Origin of the sequence: Streptomyces sp. NPDC093801 (assembly GCF_040701585.1) — a bacterium.
Taxonomy (GTDB): domain Bacteria; phylum Actinomycetota; class Actinomycetes; order Streptomycetales; family Streptomycetaceae; genus Streptomyces.
The window spans coordinates 46,392-66,890 of sequence record NZ_JBFBDP010000017.1 but is presented as its reverse complement, the minus strand read 5'-3'; the positions used below and the strand labels follow the sequence as shown (position 1 = coordinate 66,890).

Here is a 20,499-nt window from a genome sequence, read left to right as displayed (position 1 = left end):
CGTCACGAACAACGTTCGCTACGAACACCGTTCGTTGTCAAGTGCTAGCCTGTTCCCATGCAGACGCCCCCGCCCCGCCGGAGCACCCGCTCCCGCCCCGCCAAGTCCCCGCTCAGCGAGGCCGCCGTCGTCGAAGCGGGCCTGCGGGTCCTGCGGCGCGAGGGGGTGGACGCCGTCACGATGCGCAAGGTGGCGGCCGAGCTCGACACCGGCCCCGCGTCCCTCTACGTGTACGTCTCCCAGCGCGGCGAACTGCTGCGCCTGATGCACGACTCCGTCATCGCGACCGTGCCGCTGCCCGCGATCGATCCGGGCCGCTGGCGCGAACAGCTCACCGCCCTGATCACCGACGTGGTGCGCGCCCTCGGCGCACATCCCGGCATCGGCCGGGTCTCCCTGGGCGACATCCCCACCACCCCGGCCTGGCTCGGCCTCTTCGACCGCGTCCTCGGGCTGCTCCTGGCGGGCGGGATCGAGCGGCAGCGCGCGGCCTGGGGCTGCGACCTCATCGCCCTGCACATCGGGGCGGTCACCTACGAGGTGGACTCCGCAGGCCCGGCCGCCGGCGACGGCGAGGAGGCCCTCCAGGGCGCCCTCGACGCCCGCCACGCCCGGGTCGGGATCGAGGAGCGACTCGCCGGCCTCGACCCCGCCCGGTACCCGCACCTGGCCGCCGCCGCGGCCGAACTGTCCGCCGGACCGGCGTCGGCGCGGCTCGCGCTCGGCATCGACGTCCTGATCGGCGGCCTGGCCGGCGGGCCGGCCGGCGGGCCGGCCTGAAACGCGGACCGGCCCCCGCACCTCCGGACGGAGGGACGGGGGCCGGTCGGCTGCTGCGGGTGATCAGACCTGGAGGGCCTTGATCGCGGTCGGGGCGTGGCCCGGCTCGGTGGCGAGCTCCTCGAACTCGGTGACGTCGCTCATGTCGACGGTCTTGCTCATCGCGATGTTGGTGACGCGCTCCAGGATGGCCTCGACGACGACCGGGACCTGGAACTCCTGCGCCAGCTTCTTGGCCTCCTCGAAGGCCTCGCCCAGCTTGTCCGGGTCGGTGACGCGGATGGCCTTGACGCCCAGGCCCTCGGCGACCTTGACGTGGTCGACGCCGTAGACGCCGATCTCGGGGGTGTTGATGTTCTCGAACTCGAGGTTGACCTCGAAGTTGATGCCGAGGCCGCCCTGCGCCTGGCGGATGAGGCCCAGGTAGGCGTTGTTCACGAGGACGTGGACGTAGGGGACCTTGTGCTGGGCGGCGACCGCCAGCTCCTCGATCATGAACTGGAAGTCGTAGTCGCCGGAGAGGGCGACGACCGGGGTCTCGGGCTGTGCGGTGGCGGCGCCGATGGCGGCCGGGATGGTCCAGCCGAGCGGGCCGGCCTGGCCGCAGTTGACCCAGTGGCGCGGCTTGTAGACGTGCAGGAACTGCGCGGCCGCGATCTGGGAGAGGCCGATGGTGGTGACGTAGCGGGTCTCCGGGCCGAACGCCTTGTTCATCTCCTCGTAGACGCGCTGCGGCTTCATGGGGATGTTCTCGAAGTGCGTACGGCGCTGCAGGGTCGCCTTGCGCTCCTGCGCGGAGGCGGCCCAGGCGGAGAAGTCGGGGAGCTTGCCCTCGGCCTTGAGCTCCTTGGCGACCTCGATGAAGAGCTCCAGGGCGACCTTGGCGTCGGAGGCGATGCCGAAGTCCGGGGCGAAGATCTTGCCCAGCTGGGTGGGCTCGATGTCGACGTGGACGAACCTGCGGCCCTTGGTGTAAGCGTCGAGGTTGTAGCCGGTGTGGCGGTTGGCCCAGCGGTTGCCGATGCCGATGACGGTGTCCGACTCCAGGAACGTCGCGTTGCCGTAGCGGTGGGCGGTCTGGACGCCGACCATGCCCGCGGCCAGCTCGTGGTCGTCCGGGATGGTGCCCCAGCCCATCAGGGTGGAGATGACCGGGATGTTCGTCAGCTCGGCGAACTCGACCAGCAGGTCGGAGGCGTCGGCGTTGATGATGCCGCCACCGGCGACGATCAGCGGACGCTCGGCCTCCAGCAGGAAGCCCAGGGCCTTCTCGGCCTGGGCGCGGCTGGCCTGCGGCTTGTAGACCGGCAGCGGGGTGTAGGTCTCGGGGTCGAACTCGATCTCGGTCAGCTGGACGTCGATCGGCAGGTCGATCAGGACCGGGCCCGGACGGCCGGAGCGCATCAGGTGGAAGGCCTGCTGGAAGACGCCGGGGACCTGGGCGGCCTCCAGGACCGTGGTGGCGGCCTTGGTGACGGGCTTGGCGATCGTGGCGATGTCGACGGCCTGGAAGTCCTCCTTGTGGAGCTTCGAGACCGGCGCCTGACCGGTGATGCAGAGGATCGGGATGGAGTCCGCGATGGCGGAGTACAGACCGGTGATCATGTCCGTGCCGGCCGGGCCCGAGGTGCCGATGCAGACGCCGATGTTGCCCGCCTTGGCACGGGTGTAGCCCTCGGCCATGTGCGAGGCGCCCTCGACGTGACGGGCCAGCGTGTGCGCGATCCCGCCCACGTTCTTGAGCTCGCGGTAGAACGGGTTGATCGCGGCACCGGGCACGCCGAACGCCTGTTCGACACCCTCGAGCTTGAGGATCTCAACGGCGGCAGCGGCGGCTGTCATACGAGGCATCAGGTTCTCCTGCGGGTCTGGCGGTCAGACTTTTTCCGGCATCCGGAATTTTTGTTCTGCTATACGAAACAAGCTAAGTGGCGGCTTCCCGCACGTCAAGGCGGTGGGGCACCCCGGAACCCACCAAAAGCCGCATCTCTTTCGGTGAGTTGCACAAATGACCGGGCCCGGGGGGTGAATCGGCGGGAATCGGCGGGCTCGCCCGCCGCGGTGGTCGCCGGTGGTGGAGCATGGACCCACGCACAGCTACGGAGGGGGTCCAGGGCTCATGGCGGAAGCGGTACCGGTGCGCTGCCCGGCGTGCCAGCGCGAGAACAACTACGTCTCCCCGGTCTTCCCGTGCGCCTGCGGGAGCCCGGTCACGCCGCCGCTGGACCTGACGGCGGCGCCGCTGCCGCTGACCCACCGGACCTGGCAGGACAGCTGGGTGGCGGTGCGGTGCGGGTCCTGCGGGCGGGAGAGCGAGTGGCCGCACCCGGAGGTCGGCTGCGGGTCGTGCGGCACGGTGGTGCTGGTGCCCGTCCGGCAGCCGGGCCGGCCGGAGACCGGGGCGGAGGACACCGGGGCGCGGGCGGGTACCGGGGCCGGGGCGGAGCCGGGGGCGGGGGCCGGGGCGCCGGACGGAGCGGGCCCGGGGGACGGCGTACGCCGCGACGGGCCCCCGGCGGGCCGGGCGCCGGCCGGCGCGGGCGGCGGATCCGCCGCGGCGGCCGCCACTGCGGCCCGGGGTCCCGTCCCCCGGCCGCCGTTCCGGCCCGTGACCATCCGTACCGCCCGGGACGCGGTGGCGGCGGCCGCCCTGTACCTGCGCTGGCTCGGCTTCCGGGACGTCCGCCAGCCCGACGGGGTGCCGATCCCCTCGGCGGCGGTGGACCTGCGGGCCCCGGGCGTGGTGGCACAGGTGGACCCGACCACGGCGCCGGCCGGGCTGCGGGCCGTGGAGTGCGTGTGGCTGAATGGTCTGACGGCCTCGGCGACCGCCGTCTACTTCGCCCTGGCCGGCTACACGGAAGAGGCCCGGGGGCGCGCCGACGACCTGGGGATACCGCTCTTCGTCATGGACCTCACCGGCATGCCGCAGCCGGTCAACGACCCGGCGGACGCACTGGTCGGACGGGGGGCCTAGGCTCGGGGGCTGTTCGCACGTGTTGTCCGATCGTTTCGCCCCTGCCTGCCGAGGAGAGCCCGATGAGCCTGTACGACATCCCGCTGACCACCCTGGACGACGAGCCCACCAGCCTGGCGGCCCACCGCGGCAAGGCCGTCCTGCTGGTGAACACCGCCTCCCAGTGCGGGCTCACCCCCCAGTACTCGGGTCTGGCCAGGCTCCAGTTCAAGTACGAGGAGAAGGGCTTCACCGTTGTCGGCGTGCCCTGCAACCAGTTCGGCGGCCAGGAGCCGGGCACCGCGGAGGACATCCAGACCTTCTGCGCGGCCGGCTTCGGCGTGACCTTCCCGATGCTGGAGAAGACCGAGGTGAACGGCGAGAACCGGCACCCGCTCTACCAGGAGCTGGTGAAGACCCCGGACGCCGACGGTGAGGCGGGCGACATCCAGTGGAACTTCGAGAAGTTCCTGATCTCCCCCGCCGGCGAGGTCGTGGCGCGCTTCCGCCCGCGCACCGAGCCGGAGGCCCCCGAGGTCATCGCCGCCATCGAGGCGCAGCTGCCGGCCTGACCCGCGGCCGGCCCGGACGGGCGCCCGGCGGACCGGGCGCCCGGGGGCCGGGCGGACCTCATCCCGCCAGATCGGCCTCGTCGTACTCCTGGGTGGAGCCGGCGGCCGTGAGGTCCCGCAGCTCCACGCGGCGGATCTTCCCGGACACGGTTTTGGGGAGCTCGGCGAACTCGATGCGCCGGATCCGCTTGTACGGGGACAGGACCGCACGGGAGTGCTCGAAGAGCAGCCGCGCGGTCTCCTTCCCGGGCTCCCAGCCGGCGGCGAGGGTGATGTAGGCCTTCGGCACGGCCAGCCGCAGCGCGTCCGGCGCCGGTACGACCGCAGCCTCGGCGACCGCCTCGTGCTCCAGCAGGGCGCTCTCCAGCTCGAACGGGCTGATCTTGTAGTCGGAGGCCTTGAAGACGTCGTCGGCCCGGCCGACGTAGGTGAGGTAGCCGTCGGCGTCGCGGGAGGCGATGTCCCCGGTGCGGTAGAGCCCGTCCGCCATGGCCTCGGCGGTGCGCTCGGGGTCGTCGCGGTAGCCGGTCATCACCCCGGCGGGGGCGCGGCGCAGGTCCACGCACAGCTCCCCCTCGTCCGGGGACTCCTTGCCGGTGACGGGGTCCAGCAGCACGATCCCGTACCCGGGCGCGGGGCGGCCCATGGACCCCGGCTTGACCGCGGCGCCGGGGAAGTTGCCCACCTGGAGGGTGGTCTCGGTCTGCCCGAACCCGTCGCGGATGGTGATGCCCCAGGCCTCCTTGACCCGTTCGATGACCTCGGGGTTCAGGGGCTCGCCGGCCGCCACGGCCTCGCGCGGGGGCCGGCGGAGCGCGGTCAGGTCGGACTGGATCAGCATCCGCCAGACGGTGGGCGGGGCGCAGAAGGTGGTGACCCCGCCGCGGTCCATCTCGGCCATGAGCCGCTGGGCGTCGAAGCGGGTGTAGTTGTGGACGAAAACGGTCGCGCCGGCGTTCCAGGGGGCGAAGAGGTTGGACCAGGCGTGCTTGGCCCAGCCGGGCGAGGCGATGTTGAGGTGGACGTCACCGGGGCGCAGGCCGAGCCAGTACATGGTGGAGAGGTGCCCGATGGGGTACGAGGCGTGGGTGTGCTCGACGAGTTTGGGGCGGGCGGTGGTGCCCGAGGTGAAGTAGAGCATCAGCGGGTCGGAGGCGAGGGTGGTGCCGTCGGGGCGGAACCCGCTGTCGGCCCCGTCCATGTCCGCGAGCCGCAGCCAGCCGGCCGGGACCTCGTCCCCGGCGGCGATCCGCGTGTAGTCGCCCGCCACCTCGTCGAACTTGGAGGTGTCCTCGACGCGCGCGATCACGTGGCGGACGTTGCCGCGCTCGATCCGGTCCCGCAGGTCGGCGGGGCCGAGCAGCGGCGTGGCGGGGATGACGACGGCGCGCAGCTTCATGGCGCCGAGCATCACCTCCCACAGCTCGCGCTGGTTGCCCAGCATGACCAGGATCCGGTCGCCGGCGGCGACGCCGCGCTCGCGCAGCCAGGTGGCGGCGGACCCGGACCTCAGCCGCATCTGGTCGAAGGTGACGGCTGCGGTGGTCCCGTCCTCCTCGACGATCCGCAGCGCATCGGCGCCGTTGCCCTCCGCGATGCGGTCGAACCAGTCGAACGCCCAGTTGAAGCGCTCGGGGCGGGGCCAGGTGAACCCGTCCCGGGCGGCCTCGTACCGCCCTCGGTGGGCGAGCAGGAAGTCCCGTGCGGCCAGGAAGCTCTCGGTGGCGCTGTTCTCCGTCATGGGAGGCATCGTGCCGCGCCGGACCGGCCCTCCACCAGGGCGGCGTCAGCCTCGGATTGACCCGAAGCGCACCTTCCCGGGGCCTTCGCCCATGGCGGCGAGCATCGCCTCGCCCTCGGCGGCGATCTCCTCCTTGACCGCGCCCGCCACCTCGCGGAACAGCTCCACGGTGACCGTTCCCGCCCCGCCCGCCCACACCCCGCCCAGGAACCCGTCGACCATCAGCACGCACCGGCTCTGGTTCCCCCGTGCGTTCAGCCCCTTGAACTCGGGCGGGACGACGCGGGTCCGGTCGGCGTGCGAGAGCAGCACGTTGTCGAACTCGGGGAGGAAGCGGGGCGGCGCCGGAGTGTCGGGGTCGGGGCGGGGCGCGTCGGGCAGGTCGAACAGCTCGGCCCCGTTCTCGTCGCGGAAGGTCACCAGGCGCGGGCGCAGCCGCTCGAAGGCCTCGCGGAGCCGGGTGATCCCGGCCCAGGTCTGCATGTCCTTGACGGAGGCGGGCCCGAAGGCACCGAGGTACCGCAGCACCAACGCGTCGATCCCCTCCGGATCCTCCCTCAGGGACTGCCCCACCCACGTCTCCAGGGTGGTCAGCCGCACCTGCCCGCTGCGCCCCCACACCCCGCGCGGGGTCACCTGCACGAGCGGCAGCAGGCAGCGCGCGGCCACGGCCAGCGACTGCGGGTCCGCCCCGGGCCACTCCCGCAGCAGCTCCTCGCGGATCTCCCCCATGGTCCGCGGCTCCTCCTCGACGAACCCCCGGGCCCGCTCGGCCAGCACCCCGAGATCGACCCCGGCCAGCCCCTTCCGGAAGTACCCCACCTCCCGGTCCCGCGCCGCCTGCACCAGGGGCCTCACCGTCAGGGCGTCGGCCACCGTGTGGGTGTGGATGGTCGACCGCATGGTCACCATCCGCACGACCTCCCGCTCCTCCATCAGCCGCCCGAGCTCCCCGGGCCGGAACCCGGCGAGCCGCGCGTACAGCTGGTAGTAGGGCGGTCTGACGTTCTGCGCCTGCAGCCCGAGCAGGTGCGCGACGGCGTCGTGCGCCGACATCGCGGAGCGGCTCAGCAGCGACTGGCGTGCGAGCGTGGCGCGGTTGAGCGCACGGACGCCGAGAACGGAACGCGAAGAAGAGGCCATACCCGCAACCTAACCTCCGTTGCGGACAACTTCTGTCCGCAACCTCGGCGCCATGCCCTACGCGCCGCATCCCGTCAGGGCGGCGGTGCGTCCTCCTCGTCGCCGTCCGCGAGGGGCATGAAGCCGATGCATTCCACGTCGATCTGGTCGGCCAGTTCCACCAGTGCTTCGGCCAGGCCGAGGGTCGTGCCCGGGTCGAGGTCCGTCCCGCCGTCGTACACCGACTCCAGCCAGCCGCCCGCGAGGCGCCGCAGCAGGGCGGTGACCTCGTCGGCGGGGATCAGCAGACCTCCGTCCGCCACCGAGACCAGGGGTACGTACGCGTTCATGGCGCCACCTCCTCCGCTCCGTGCTGCGCCGGACGGCGCACGTCAGCTGTCGGGCCCGGCCGCCGCGATGGCCGCGAGTGCCGAACCGGGGTCCTGCTCCACCACGAGGTCGCCCAGGCTGAGGACGCCGACGAGCTCGCCTTCGCCGGTCACCACCGGCAGGCGGCGCAGTGCCTTGCGCCGCATGAGGGCGATGGCCTGGTCGACCCCGTCGTCGGGGCGGACCGTGACCGGGTCGGTGCTGCAGACGGCCTGGACGGTCGTCTCGCCGGGGTCCCGGTCGTCGGCCATGGCGCGGACGACGAGGTCCCGGTCGGTCAGGATGCCGCGGAGCCGGCCCTCGTCGACGACGAGGACGTCCCCGATGTCGGCGTCGCGCATCACCCGGGCCGCCTCCGCCAGCGAGGTCGCCTTCTCGACGGTCACCGGATTCCCGGTCATCACCTCACGCACACGACGGGCCATGGTTCCTCCCAGTGCCGGACACGGTCCCACCTGGCAGTTACCCGCCCCGGGCCGGGGCAATCGCCGCCGTCCCGGAGCCGGTGGCCGGCGGGCGGACGGTGCGCGCCGGCAGCTCGGGCGTCTCAGGCGGCGGGCAGGACTGCGTCGAGGCGGCGCAGCGCGGCCCGGCGCTGGACCAGGGCCAGGCCCGCCACGCCCGCGCCGAGCGCCAGCCAGCCCGCCGGTCCCGCGGCCATCACGGCGCCGGTCAGCAGCAGCGGCCCGACGGCCTTCTGGGCGGACGGGGAGATGCCGGCCACCCCCAGGTACGAGGCCCTGGCCTGCTGGGGCGCGAGGGAGACGGCCAGCTCCCAGGAGCACACCGAGCGCACCAGTTCGGCTGCGGTGACCAGGACCGCCGCGCCGAGCAGGGTGGCGGAGGCGGCCCAGGGGCCGTGGGCGGGGGTGAGCGCGAGGAGCGCGCAGGCGGCGAGCAGGAACAGCCCGTACCAGGCGACGGCGCCGGCCGCCTGGCGCGGGGTGCCCACCTTCGCGGACACGGTGAGCTGGAGGACGACGACGAGGACGGTGTTGACGGCGAGGAAGACCGGGACGACGGCGTGCGGCGCGTCGGTGTGGTGGACGAGCCACAGGGGCAGGCCGACGTTGAGGAGTGAGTCGTCCAGGTTGAGCGGCATGTCCAGCAGGACGAAGCGGAGGTAGGCCCGGTCCCGCCACGGGCTCCTGCGGCCGGAGGGGGCCTCCCCGCCAGAGGGGGCTTCGCCGTGCGGGGTGGTGGCCTCCGCCGGCCGTGCGGGGGTGACCAGGCGCCCGCGGCCGTGCGGTTCCCGTGTGCGCCACACCAGCGCGGAGGCCACCAGGAAGGACAGCGCGTTGCCGAGGATGAGCACCTCGTAGGCGCCCCGGGTCCCCACGGCGAGGCCGATGGCGGCGATGCCCGCGCCCACGGCGTAGCCCGCGTTGGCGGCGCTGCGCGACAGGGCCTGGTAGGTGGCGCGGCGCTCGCCCGCCACCCGGGTGGCGAAGAGCATTTCCAGGGTCTTGGCCGCGCGGTCGCCGAGATGGGTGAGGGCGACGATCGCCAGGAGCAGCTCGAAGCGGGTGACGGCGAGCATCGCGCAGAGGGCGGCCAGCCGCAGCAGGTGGCAGGCGATCAGAAGGGGGCGGACCGGGAACCGGTCGGCCAGGTGGCCGGCGACCGGGGAGCCCGCGATGCCCGCGATCGCGCCGACGCCGAGCATGAGGCCGAGGCGTCCGGCGTCGAGGCCGACGACGAAGGTGAAGAAGAGGACGGAGGAGGCGGCCCAGACGCCCGTGCCGGTGCGGTCGAGGAGCTGGGCGAGCAGCATGATCCGCGCGTCGCGGCCTCCGGGCGGCCGCCGCAACTGCGCGATCAGCCCACCCGACGCCGGTCCGCCCGCCGGTTCCGGCTCCGGACCCTCGGCCGCACCCGGCGCCGCGACGACCGCGCCCGGGACCGGACCCGCCACCGGCATCGGGCCCGGATCCGTGGCCGTACCAGCCTCGGCCCCCGCGTCCTCGGCCGCACCCGGCGCCGCGACGACCGCGCCCGGGGCCGGACCCGCAGCCGGCTTCGGGCCCGGATCCGTGGCCGTGCTCGTCCCCGTGCCGCCCGTGACCGTGTCGCCCCTCGGGGCCTCGGCCGGCCGCGGGCCCCCGAGCGCCCCGGCGTCTCCGCCGGGAGCGGGGTCCGCCCCGGCGTCCTTGCCGTCGGCGGTGTCCTTCTCCTGGCCTGCCGTGCCGTGCCGCCCCATGTCGGGTCTCCGCCTTCCCCCGTCGAAAGTATCTCGATGTCGAGATACCAGGCGGTAGCCTGCCCTCCCGACTATCTCGACGTCAAGATATTTCGGCCCCTGTCCCGCCCCGGCCCGGAGGGCGGGGCGGGACAGGGGCCTTCGCCTAGCGCGTCAGGAGCGTCGCGGCCACCCCCGCCGGGACCGGGGCCAGGCCCGCCGGGCGGGTGGTGAAGGTGCCCCGGCCCTGGGTGCGGCCGCGCAGGCGGGACGCGTAGCCGAAGAGTTCGGCCAGCGGCACCGTCGCCGTGACGACCGCGGTCCCGGCCCGGGTGGCCGAGCCCGTGACCCGGCCGCGCCGGGCGGCGAGGTCGCCGAGGACCGCGCCGACGGACTCGTCCGGGACGGTCACGGTGACCTCCGCGACCGGCTCCAGCAGCTCCAGCGTGCTCGCGCGCAGGGCCTCGCGCAGCGCGAACCGGCCGGCCGCGCGGAAGGCGAGCTCCGAGGAGTCCTTGGAGTGGGTCGCCCCGTCGGTGAGGACCACCCGCAGCCCGGTCACCGGGTGCCCGCCGAGAGGGCCCTCGGCGAGGGCGTCCCGGCAGCCGGCCTCCACGGCCCGCACGTACTCCTGCGGGACCCGGCCCCCGACGACCGTCGAACGGAACGCGAAGCCCGGCTCCCCCAGCGGTTCGACGTCGATCACCACATGGGCGAACTGCCCCGCCCCGCCGTCCTGTTTGACGTGCCGGTGGACCAGCCCGGCGACCCCGTCCACCACGGTCTCCCGGTAGGAGACCCGGGGACGGCCCACGACGACCTCCACGCCCTGGTCCCGGCGGATCTTCTCCACCGCGACCTCCAGATGGAGTTCGCCCAGCCCCGACAGCACGGTCTGCCCGGTCTCCGCGTCGGTCCGGACCACCAGCGAGGGGTCCTCCTCGGCGATCCGGGCCAGTGCGGCCGCGAGCCGGCCCGTGTCGGTGCTGCGGCCGGCCTCGACCGCCACCGACACCACCGGGTCGGCCACCGTGGGCGGTTCGAGGAGCAGCGGGGCCCCCGGCGCGCACAGGGTGGTGCCGGCCCGGGCCGCCTTGGGCCCGATCACGGCGACGATGTCACCGGCCACCGCCTCCTCCCGCTCCTCGTGCCGGTCGGCCTGCACCCGCAGGATCCGCCCGATCCGCTCCGTCCTGCCCGTACCGGGGTCCAGTACGGTGTCGCCCTTGCGCAGGGTGCCCGCGTAGAGGCGTACGTACGTCAGCCGCCCGGTCGCCGTCGCCGTCACCTTGAAGGCGAGGGCCGCGAGCGGCTCCGCCGGGTCGGCCGGGCGGCCCTGCACCGCCGGCATGTCGGCCGGCGACGGCAGGTACGCCACGACGGCGTCCAGCAGCGGCTCGATCCCGCGGTTGCGGTACGCCGAACCGCACAGCACCACCACGCCGTCCCCGGCGAGCGTCAGCTCGCGCAGGGCGCGGACCAGTGTCGCCACGGTGAGGGAGCCCTCCGCGCAGAACTCCTCCAGGGCGTCCGCGTGGAGCTCGGCCACCGTCTCCTCCAGCAGTCGGCGCCGCCGCAGCGCCTCCTCCCGCAGCTCTTCGGGGACGGGCGCGGTCGCGTACGCGTCGGCGCCCGTCCCCCACAGCAGGGTGCGCATCCGCAGGAGGTCGACGACGCCGGTGAAGGCGTCCTCGCGGCCGACGGGCAGCTGGACGACCAGCGGGACCGTGCCGAGCCGGTGCCGGATCGAGGCGACCGCGGTGTCGAGGTCGGCGCCCGCGCGGTCCAGCTTGTTGACGAACGCGATCCTCGGCACGCCGTGCCGGTCCGCCTGCCGCCACACCGACTCGCTCTGCGGCTCGACCCCGGCGACGGCGTCGAACACCGCGACGGCCCCGTCGAGCACCCGCAGGGAGCGTTCGACCTCGTCGGCGAAGTCGACGTGCCCGGGGGTGTCGATCAGGTTGACCCGGTGCCCGTCCCAGGCGCAGCTGACGGCCGCGGCGAAGATGGTGATGCCGCGGGCCCGTTCCTGGGCGTCGAAGTCGGTGACGGTCGTCCCGTCGTGGACCTCGCCGCGCTTGTGGATGGTGCCGGTGGCGAACAGGATCCGCTCGGTGACGGTGGTCTTGCCGGCGTCGACGTGGGCGAGGATGCCGAGGTTGCGGACGCTGGTCAGGGGGTTGGGACGGGAGTCGGTACGGGTGCGCATGGCCCGGGGCCTTTCGGATGACGTGGAGCTGGTGAAGGGGGCAGCGCGATTCCCGTGCGGTGCACGACCGGCGATGACGCACGGTCATGGAGGGGCGTACCGGGTCCGTTTCAGGGACCCGCGTACCTGCCCGGGACACGGGTGGACGGTGACAGCCGCGCAGCTGCTACCGCGCGGTGCGGGACACCGGGATCACGTCGTACCGGGTCTGGGGAACGAGGGCGGCGGCGGTGTGCGTGCGCATGACCCTGTTCCCCTTCTCTTCGTCCGACGGCATGAGGCGCGCGGGCCGTTTCGGCGGCGCGCACGGCGAGTGTAGGCAGCGCGGGCCGGGCGGGGCACCGTATTTTCACGGCGGCCGCCGGCCCTGCACGGTGAACCACCGCGCGCGACGGGGCGGTTGCGCCGTCGGGACGCCTCGGCGGACGCCGGCGGCCGATCCGTCCCGGGGACCGGCGGGGCGCGTGAGGTGGTGTCCCCCGGGCCGCCGTCCGAACGGGCCGCCGTCCGGTCGGCCGGCAGGAAGGGGCGCCGGGCGACCCCTGACGCCGCTGGACCGGTCGCCCCGGAGCGGGGGCCGACGGCCGCGCGGGGGAAGCGGGCCGGTCAGCCGGGCGGCTCAGGGGGAACGGCCAGGGGCTTGCCGAGCGGGCCGCGCGGGATCCGGTCGACCAGCCGCACCTGCCGCGGTTCGGCGCCGAGCCCGCGGGCGGCGGCCCGTACACCCTCGGCCGTCAGCGGGCCTCCGCCGGCGACGAGGACGTCGTACGCCTCCGCCCGTTGCGGGCCGGGGACGCGCACGCAGGCGACGTCGGCCCCGGGGAGCGCGGCGCGCAGCCGGGCGGCGATGGCGCCCAGGTCGCGCCGGGCGCCGTTGACCCTGACCAGGTGGGCGCGGCGGCCGCGGCGCAAGAAGAGCCGGTCGCCGAGGCGGCGGACCAGGTCGTCCATCTCGTGGTGCTCGGGGCGGCGGCCGTCGGGGAGGGGCGCGAGGCGGGGCCCGGCGACGGTGAGCGGGCCCTCCGCGCCGACGCCCGGCGCGGCGAACGCGACGTCGTCGAGGAGGGTCCACGCCCCGTGCGGGTCCCAGCCGCTGCGGTGCGCGACGGCCCCGGTCTCGGTGGAGCCCAGCAGCTCGATCAGGGCGGTGCGCGAAGGGTCCTGGAACATCCGGGCTTCGGGCGGGAGTTCGGCGGAGCCGTGCAGGAAGACGATGTGCTCGAAGGAGGCGGTCCAGCGGGGGTGCCGGGCCAGGATCCGGAAGGTCCGCGGGATGGCGGCGACGGCGATCCGCCGGGCCTCGACGGGCGGGGGCGGGCAGTCGGAGCCGGGCCAGAACCACACCGGCAGCCCGGTCAGCGCGGGCAGCATCACCGTGGCCGAGGCGCCGTAGGCGTGCCGGGGCGGGACGAAGCTGACGACGGCCTCGGGGGCGTGGGGGGCCAGCAGGCGGGCGCTGTGCGCGGCGTCGGCCTGGAGGAGTTCGCCGGACAGGACGCACCGGACGGGCTCGCCGGTGACACCGGACGTGTCGAACGGGTACTCCCCGGAGCGCAGCGTTGCGCGGATCCGGGCGGCCTCGGCCCCGGTGAGCCGGTCCCAGGGCAGGTGCCAGCCGCCGCCGGCCGGGCGCTCGGGCGCGCCGGCCCCGATGCCGGGGCGCTCCCGGAGCGCGTCCAGGGGCAGGGCCGGGTACCCCTGCGCGGGGATCGCCGGGGCGGCCGCCGCGCCGTCCCGGCCCTCCGGGCCCTCCCGGCCGCTCACGACGCCTCCCGCGGGACGCCGGCGGGCCGGCCGGCTGCGGGCGCCTCGGGCGGGGGCGCCGGCCGGTGGTCGGTGGGGTCGAGGAGCATGCGCGGGTTCCCCCTGTGCGGTCGGGTGCGTCGGGCCGCGACGGCTACCACCCGGCGGCCCCCGGTCGGCTCAACGACGCCGCGCCCCGCCGGAAACGGCTCCCCCGCCGTCCGGCCCGCCGGCGGGCGCGGCGCCCGGGACCGCACCCGGGCCGCGTCCTGGGGATCAGCCCGGATCAGCCCGCGGGGCCCGCCGCCCTCTCGGCCCCCTGGCCCGCTCCGCCCTGCGCGCGGCGGTCCGGCGACCGGAGGGCGGCTCCGGCGGGCCCGGCGGCGGGACGGCCGGCGGTGTCACCGGCGCCCCTGCTCGCGGCGGAGCACTCCGGCCTGCTCCACCGCCTCCTCGTCGACCCGGCCGCCAAGGCGGGCACCACCCTGGCGGCCCCCGCGCTCCTCGCCCTCGGGATGCGGTGGATCCGGCGCCGGGCGGGCGGCACTCCCCGCACCCGGGGCGCGCGGCGCCACCCCGCACCGCCCGGCCGGACCCGCCCCCTAGCCGCGATCTGTGACATGTGAAATATTACCTGCGCTCCGGGGGGCCGGACCCTCCGGGCTTCCCGAACTCCCGGAAAGGTCACCCCCGTTGCGCAGACTTGCCGCGGCGGGAGCGGCGATATCGCTCACCGCTCTCGCCTTCCTCGCCGCCCCCGCCCAGGCGGCCGCCCCGCCGCCCCCGGCACCCGCCGCCCCGCAGGCCGGACACGAGGCCTCCCCGCCGCCCGCGCCCCTCGAACTCCGGCGCCAGGCCCTGCGCCGCCAGGCCCTGGAGGGCGTCGCGGCGGGCGGCGCCGGATCGCGCCGGGCCGGGCCGGCCCCCCGCACCGCACGGATCGGCGACCAGTACGTCGAGCTCGCGCAGGAGCGCAAGGACAAGGTCTTCGTCATCCTCGCCGAGTTCGGCGACGAGACCGACCCCCGCTTCGGCGGCACCCCCGGCCCCCTGCACAACACGATCGCCAAGCCACCGGCGGACGACAACCACACCCTGTGGCGCAAGGACTTCGACCGGGACTTCTACCAGCGGCAGTTCTTCTCCGCCGATCCCGGCGCGGACTCGATGCGGGCCTACTACGACCTGCAGTCCTCGGGGCGCTACGACCTCGACGGCACGGTCACCGCCTGGGTCAAGCTCCCCTACAACGAGGCCCGTTACGGCACGGACAAGTGCACCGAGGCCGGCCAGTGCCGCACCAACTGGGACCTGGTCCGCGACGCCACGGCCGCCTGGTACGACTCCGAGCGCGCGAAGGGCCGTTCGCCGCAGGACATCAGGGCCGAGCTCGCCCAGTACGACGTGTGGGACCGCTACGACGCCGACCACGACGGCAACTTCGACGAACCCGACGGCTACCTCGACCACCTGGTCGTCGTCCACGCGGGCAAGGACCAGACGTGGGGCGGCGGGGAACAGGGCAAGGACGCCGTCTGGGCACACCGCTGGTTCGCCTACTGGGACCGGGCCGGCACCGCCGGACCCGAGGGCAACAAGGCGGGCGGCACCCCGGTCGGCGACACCGGCATCTGGGCCGGCGACTACCTCACCGGCGGCGAGAACAGCGGAGCGGGCCTCTTCGCCCACGAGTTCGGCCACGACCTGGGCCTTCCCGACCTCTACAGCTCGGACGGGGACAACGCCGTCAACTTCTGGTCCCTGATGTCCTCGGCCTCCTACCTGGGCAAGGGCCCCAACACCACGGGGCGGTTCCCCGGCGACCTGGACCCGTGGAGCAAGCTCCAGCTGGGCTGGCTGGACTACACGGAGGCCGACGCGGGCCGCAGGACCCGCGCCACCCTGGGCGTCTCGGGGTACAACACCCAGGACCCCCAGGCCCTCCTGGTCCACCTCCCGCCCTCCACCACCCGTACGGAACTCACCGACCCCTACGCCGGCACGAGCCAGTGGTGGAGCGGCACCGGCGACTTCATGGACAACACCCTCACCCGCACGGTGGACCTCGGCGGCCGGCCGGCGACCCTCGGGGCCCGCCTCTGGTACGACACGGAGAAGGACTTCGACTTCGTCACCGTCGAGGCCTCGTCCGACGGCGGCGCCACCTGGACCCCGCTCCCCGGCACCGTGAACGGGACGCCGATCCCCGCGAAGGGCGTCTCGGGCAGCTCCGGCGCCTGGACCGAGCTCACCGTCCCCCTCCCCGCCGGCACCACCCGGCTCCGCTTCCACGCCACCTCGGACGGCAACACCCACGGCCGCGGCGCCACCTTCGACGAGCTCCGCATCACCTCGGACGCCGACGGCCGCACCCTCTTCACGGACGGCGCGGAATCCGGCGCGAACGACTGGACCGCCCTCAAGTGGTCCCGCACCGAGGGCCGCACGGGCACCGAGTCCCACCCGCGCGCCTACTTCGCGGAGAACCGCCGCTACACCGGCTACGGCTCCTACCTCCGCACCGGCCCGTACAACTTCACCTCCACGGACGACCGGGTCGAGTTCTACCCCTACCAGCAGGGCGTGCTGCTCTGGCTCTGGGACACCGCCCACAGCGACAACACCACCAAGGCCCACCCGGGTTCGGGCCTGATCCTCCCGGTCGACGCCCGCCCCGACGCCCTGCGCTACCCGGACGGCACCCTGGCCAACGCCCGGGCCCAGACCTTCGACGCGACCTTCTCCACCCGCCCCACGGACCGGATCGCCCTGCACCGGCCCGGCAGCACCCTGACGGTCCCCTCCCGCCCGGGCGTCCCGGTCTTCGACGACCACCGCGGCGTCTACTGGACCCCGGACCTCCCCCAGGTGGGCGTCAAGGTCCCGGACACGGGCACCCGCCTGCAGGTCCTGCGCGAATCCGCCACGACCACCACCCTCCAGCTGGGCCCGTCCGCCCCCTGACCCGTCCCGCACGCGCGAGCGCCCTGCCGGGCCGTCCCGGCAGGGCGCTCGCCGCCGTCCGGGCCGGCTCAGCCGCGGGGCAGGACCGTGGAGAGGACCGAGGGGAGGGGGTACCAGTCCGAGGAGGTGATCGAGGCGTGGCGGGCGGCCATCAGGGCCACCCGGTCCCGCGCCTGGGCCTCCGTGGGGTGGACCGCGTCGATGGCCGGGGCGACGTTCTGGGCGTCCGTGGCGATCAGGAGGTAGTGGTTGCGGTCGTACCAGGACGTGTCGATCGAGCCCGAGGCGTAGGCGGCCGCGTCACCGTCGAAGACGACGAACCAGGGGCGCAGGGCCGGGTCCGCGTAGCGGGCACGGGGGTCGCCCGCCTCGGCGCGGTGGACCGCCGGGAAGGCGGCGGCCGTCGCGAGGTGGTCGCGCAGGTGCTCGGCGTACTCGCGGTCCGTCCAGAGCTTGTCCGCGCCGTTGCCCTCCTCGACCGTGCCGGGGATCAGCTCCACGAGGAACGTGCCGGCCATCTGCGCGCGGGTCGGCCAGGCGCCGGCGCGGGCGGCCGAGTCGAGGTCCGGGCGGCCGGACGCGAGGCGGCCCGGGGTGTAGAGGGCGTCGCCGAGCTTCGAGGTGAGGAGGCTGTCGAGGGCGGCCGGGCCCCGGCCCAGGTTCGCGGCGAAGCCGTCCTTCAGCTCCAGCTTGAGGACGATCGGGCGGTGGCCGGGGTGGGCGTCGTGCCAGCTGCGGATGTCGGAGAGGCAGCCCGCCAGGTTCTGGTCGCGGGACTTGGTGCGCAGCTGGGCGGGGGTGGTGGCGTTCTCGCAGTTGCTGTCGTTGCCGAAGGGGTTGTCGTGGGAGACGCGCCACGAACTGCCGAAGAAGTTGGTCCAGACGTCCAGCTCCAGCATGGCCGCGCCGGAGTCCAGGGCGTCCGCGAGGTAGGGGTACTTGGCCTTCTCGTAGGCGTTGTGGACGCCCACGCCGGTCGATGCGGAGTACGGGAGGTCACCGGTGGCCGCCGTGGCGGGGGCGGTGGCCGCGGCGAGGGCGGCGAGGGCGGCGGTCAGCAGGGCGGCTGCCGTGCGGAGGCGGGTGCGGATGGGCATGGGTGTGCGACTCCCCTGGTTACCGAGTGGTAAGGCGGGTGGAGCGTAGGGGAGTCGGATGAAGAGGGGAAGGACCGGGGATGGCCGGTTGGGGACGGCATGTGAGGAGGGGCACATTCCGGCGGGGAACCCCGGGGGACGGCCGGCCGTTCCGGGGGGTTGACGGGTGGTCCTCGGCGGTGGGAGTGGCGCGATGACGGGCAGGGCCGTGCGGGTCTGCGTGCTGGCCGGGGTGTGCTGCGCCCTGGTGGTCGCCGGGGTGGCCTTCGGCGTGGGGCGCATGGGGACCGTCGCCCGGGGCGACGGCGGCCAGGGGCGGTACGTGCAGGACACCGCGCTCGCCGACCGGGCCGCCGCCGCGGCGCTGGAGAAGCTCACCGAGGGGGGGCCGCAGACCGCTCCGCCGGTACAGGGCTTCGCGGAGGGCACCTGGAAGGCGTCCGAACCGCTGGAGGCCCGTGACGTGCCCGCCGAGCCGGCCGTCGGGGCGCTGTTCTCCCCCGGGCTGGACTGGGACGACGACCACCACTGCTCGGGGAGCGTGGTGCACTCCGCCGGCGGGGACCTCGTCGTCACCGCGGCCCACTGCGTGTACTCCGGCGGGTTCCGCAACAACCTGGCCTTCGTGCCCGGGTACGAGGAGGGGAAGGCGCCCTACGGCGTGTGGGTGCCCACCCGGATCGACGTGGACCCGCGGTGGGTGCGCGACTCCGACCCCGATGTCGACGTGGCGTTCATACGGGTGCGCCGGGCCGGACACCCCGGCCAGCGGCTGGAGGACGTCACGGGGGCCCACCCCGTCCGCTTCGGCCGGCAGCTGCCCGTCCCCGCCCGGCTGGTGGGGTACCCGAACGACACCGAGCGGCCGCTGGGCTGTTCCGGCACGGCCGTCGCCGACGGGCCCGCGCAGCTGCGGTTCGACTGTGCGGACGTGCCCAACGGGACCAGCGGCGGCCCCGTCCTCAGCACCGGGAACATCCTGATCGGGGTCATCGGCGGGCGGGACGGCGGCGGGGACGAGACCACCTCGTACAGCAGCTACTTCGGCGACGACGTACGGGCGCTGTACGAGCGGGCCGTGCGCGGATAGGCCGTGGCCTTCGGACCGGGCCGGTCCGCGAGGGTGCGCGGGCGTCGTCCGAGCCGGCTGGGTGGTTGTCCGGGGTGTCGTCCATCCGCCGAGTGTGGAGCGACCCGTGACGGCGGGGGCAGGTTCCGTCCGGGGCGGACGGGGGCACGGCGGGGGCGGACGGGGGCACGCCGTCGCGCCGAGGCCCTGCGGCCGGTGCGCGGCGCACGACGGGACGGCGGCGGGCGCGCCTCCCCGCCGGCCGGATCCGCCTCCCGGCCGCCCGAGTACGCCTGCGCGGCGGCCGCGAGCACCGTCCGGCGGTGGCGTCGTTCCTGGTCACCCTGGCACGGAAGCCCGGTCCGCGCCCCAGTAAGCTGCGGGTCCGTCCCGCGCCATCCGCCCTCTCCCGTTCCCGAGGTACCGCAGTGAGCTCCGCAGCACCCCCCGCAGCCGTGGCGGTCGTCGGCCTCGGTGCCGACGGCTGGGCCGGGCTCACCGCCGCCGCCCGGGAGGCGCTGGCCGGCGCCGAGGTGCTGATCGGCGGGCCCCGGCAGCTGGACCTGCTCCCGGCCGGCGAGTGCGCCGGTCTGCGGGTCGCCTGGCCGAGCCCGCTGCGCCCCGCCGTGCCGAAGCTGGCGGCCGAGCACACCGGGCGCCGGATCGCCGTACTGGCCAGCGGGGACCCGATGTTCTACGGGATCGGCCGCGCCCTCTCCGAGGAGCTGGGCCCCGACGCGCTGCGCGTCCACCCGCACCCCTCCTCCGTCTCCTACGCCTGTGCCCGGCTGGGCTGGCCGGTGGAGGACACCGAGGTGGTGACCGTGGTCGGGCGGCCGGTGGCCCGGGTGGCGGCCGCGCTGCACGAGGGGCGGCGGCTGCTGGTGCTGAGCGCCGGAGCGGCGACCCCGCACGAGATCGCCGCCCTGCTGCGCGAGCGGGGCTTCGGCCCGAGCCGGATGCGGGTCCTCGAACAGCTGGGCTCCGAGCGCGAGGACGTGTACGGGGGCACCGCGGACGGCTGGGCGCACGAACCCGGCGACGCCCTCAACGTCGTGGCCGTGGAATGCCGCCGGGATCCCGCCTCCCCGGTCCCCCGGCTCGGCGCCACCCCCGGCCTGCCCGACGCCGCGTACGAGCACGACGGCCAGCTGACCAAGCGCCACGTCCGCGCCGCGACCCTGTGCGCCCTGGCCCCCGCCCCCGGCGAACTGCTGTGGGACATCGGCGGCGGCTCCGGCTCGATCGGCATCGAGTGGATGCGCACGCACCCCTCCTGCCGGGCCGTGGCCGTCGAGCGCGTCCCCGAACGGGCCGCCCGCATCACCCGCAACGCGGCCGCCCTCGGCGTCCCGGGCCTGCGCGTGGTCGTCGGCGCGGCCCCGGCGGCGCTGGACGGACTGCCCGCCCCCGACGCGGTGTTCATCGGCGGCGGCCTCACCGCCCCGGGCCTGCTCGACGCCGCGTGGGCGGCGCTGGCCCCCGGCGGCCGGCTGGTCGTCAACACCGTGACGCTGGAGTCGGAGGCGGTCCTCGCCGAGCACTACCGGCGCCACGGCGGCGAACTGGTGAAGCTGGCCGTCGCCCACGCCGTGGCGGTCGGCGGGTTCACGGGGTGGCGGCAGGCGATGCCCGTCACCCAGTGGTCCGTGACGAAGACGCAAGGAGACTGAG

General features: G+C 74.9%; 16 protein-coding genes. 7 read left to right on the top strand and 9 right to left on the bottom strand.

The window, feature by feature from the left end; genetic code table 11:
* The first annotated feature begins 57 nt into the window (after positions 1–57).
* Positions 58–780, top strand: coding sequence for a TetR/AcrR family transcriptional regulator (locus tag AB0469_RS20845; protein ID WP_366452892.1), 723 nt, complete (start codon positions 58–60; stop codon positions 778–780).
* A 63-nt stretch (positions 781–843) separates the two neighbouring features.
* Here AB0469_RS20845 and gcl read toward each other — a convergent pair whose 3' ends face one another.
* The gene (gene gcl / locus AB0469_RS20840; RefSeq protein WP_366452891.1) at positions 844–2,631 is read right to left on the bottom strand and encodes a glyoxylate carboligase; all 1,788 of its coding nucleotides are present in this window, start codon (positions 2,629–2,631) and stop codon (positions 844–846) included.
* A gap of 268 nt (positions 2,632–2,899) precedes the next feature.
* On the opposite strand from gcl, the gene AB0469_RS20835 reads away from it, so the two are divergent.
* Entirely contained in the window at positions 2,900–3,757 is an 858-nt protein-coding gene (locus AB0469_RS20835) for a hypothetical protein (RefSeq protein WP_366452890.1), read from the top strand.
* A gap of 62 nt (positions 3,758–3,819) precedes the next feature.
* The gene (locus AB0469_RS20830) at positions 3,820–4,308 is read left to right on the top strand and encodes a glutathione peroxidase (protein ID WP_366452889.1); all 489 of its coding nucleotides are present in this window, start codon (positions 3,820–3,822) and stop codon (positions 4,306–4,308) included.
* 58 nt (positions 4,309–4,366) lie between these two features.
* Here the strand turns inward: AB0469_RS20830 and AB0469_RS20825 are convergent, their stop codons facing one another.
* From AB0469_RS20825 to AB0469_RS20795, 7 genes are all read right to left on the bottom strand, one after another.
* Positions 4,367–6,049: an AMP-binding protein gene (locus AB0469_RS20825; protein WP_366452888.1), complete on the bottom strand. Its 1,683-nt coding sequence runs from the start codon at positions 6,047–6,049 to the stop codon at positions 4,367–4,369.
* Between the two features lie 45 nt (positions 6,050–6,094).
* Positions 6,095–7,192, bottom strand: a complete 1,098-nt coding sequence (locus AB0469_RS20820; RefSeq protein ID WP_366452887.1) for a winged helix DNA-binding domain-containing protein — start codon at positions 7,190–7,192, stop codon at positions 6,095–6,097.
* 74 nt (positions 7,193–7,266) lie between these two features.
* A complete protein-coding gene (locus AB0469_RS20815; protein ID WP_366452886.1) occupies positions 7,267–7,521 on the bottom strand; it encodes a DUF6213 family protein in 255 nt (84 codons plus the stop codon).
* A 42-nt stretch (positions 7,522–7,563) separates the two neighbouring features.
* Entirely contained in the window at positions 7,564–7,986 is a 423-nt protein-coding gene (locus AB0469_RS20810; protein WP_366452885.1) for a CBS domain-containing protein, read from the bottom strand.
* A 122-nt stretch (positions 7,987–8,108) separates the two neighbouring features.
* The gene (locus tag AB0469_RS20805; protein ID WP_366452884.1) at positions 8,109–9,761 is read right to left on the bottom strand and encodes an MFS transporter; all 1,653 of its coding nucleotides are present in this window, start codon (positions 9,759–9,761) and stop codon (positions 8,109–8,111) included.
* A 145-nt stretch (positions 9,762–9,906) separates the two neighbouring features.
* On the bottom strand, positions 9,907–11,952 hold the full coding sequence (gene fusA, locus AB0469_RS20800) for an elongation factor G (RefSeq protein WP_366452883.1): 2,046 nt from the start codon (positions 11,950–11,952) through the stop codon (positions 9,907–9,909).
* A 606-nt stretch (positions 11,953–12,558) separates the two neighbouring features.
* On the bottom strand, positions 12,559–13,716 hold the full coding sequence (locus AB0469_RS20795) for an AMP-binding protein (protein WP_366452882.1): 1,158 nt from the start codon (positions 13,714–13,716) through the stop codon (positions 12,559–12,561).
* Between the two features lie 377 nt (positions 13,717–14,093).
* Between AB0469_RS20795 and AB0469_RS20790 the strand changes: the two genes are divergently transcribed.
* On the top strand, positions 14,094–14,321 hold the full coding sequence (locus AB0469_RS20790; RefSeq protein ID WP_366452881.1) for a hypothetical protein: 228 nt from the start codon (positions 14,094–14,096) through the stop codon (positions 14,319–14,321).
* Positions 14,322–14,388: 67 nt separating this feature from the next.
* On the top strand, positions 14,389–16,659 hold the full coding sequence (locus AB0469_RS20785) for an immune inhibitor A domain-containing protein (protein ID WP_366452880.1): 2,271 nt from the start codon (positions 14,389–14,391) through the stop codon (positions 16,657–16,659).
* Between the two features lie 68 nt (positions 16,660–16,727).
* Here the strand turns inward: AB0469_RS20785 and AB0469_RS20780 are convergent, their stop codons facing one another.
* Positions 16,728–17,756: a phosphatidylinositol-specific phospholipase C domain-containing protein gene (locus tag AB0469_RS20780; protein ID WP_366452879.1), complete on the bottom strand. Its 1,029-nt coding sequence runs from the start codon at positions 17,754–17,756 to the stop codon at positions 16,728–16,730.
* Between the two features lie 193 nt (positions 17,757–17,949).
* On the opposite strand from AB0469_RS20780, the gene AB0469_RS20775 reads away from it, so the two are divergent.
* The gene (locus AB0469_RS20775) at positions 17,950–18,846 is read left to right on the top strand and encodes a trypsin-like peptidase domain-containing protein (RefSeq protein ID WP_366452877.1); all 897 of its coding nucleotides are present in this window, start codon (positions 17,950–17,952) and stop codon (positions 18,844–18,846) included.
* 407 nt (positions 18,847–19,253) lie between these two features.
* A complete protein-coding gene (gene cbiE, locus AB0469_RS20770; RefSeq protein ID WP_366452876.1) occupies positions 19,254–20,498 on the top strand; it encodes a precorrin-6y C5,15-methyltransferase (decarboxylating) subunit CbiE in 1,245 nt (414 codons plus the stop codon).
* Position 20,499: the final 1 nt, after the last annotated feature.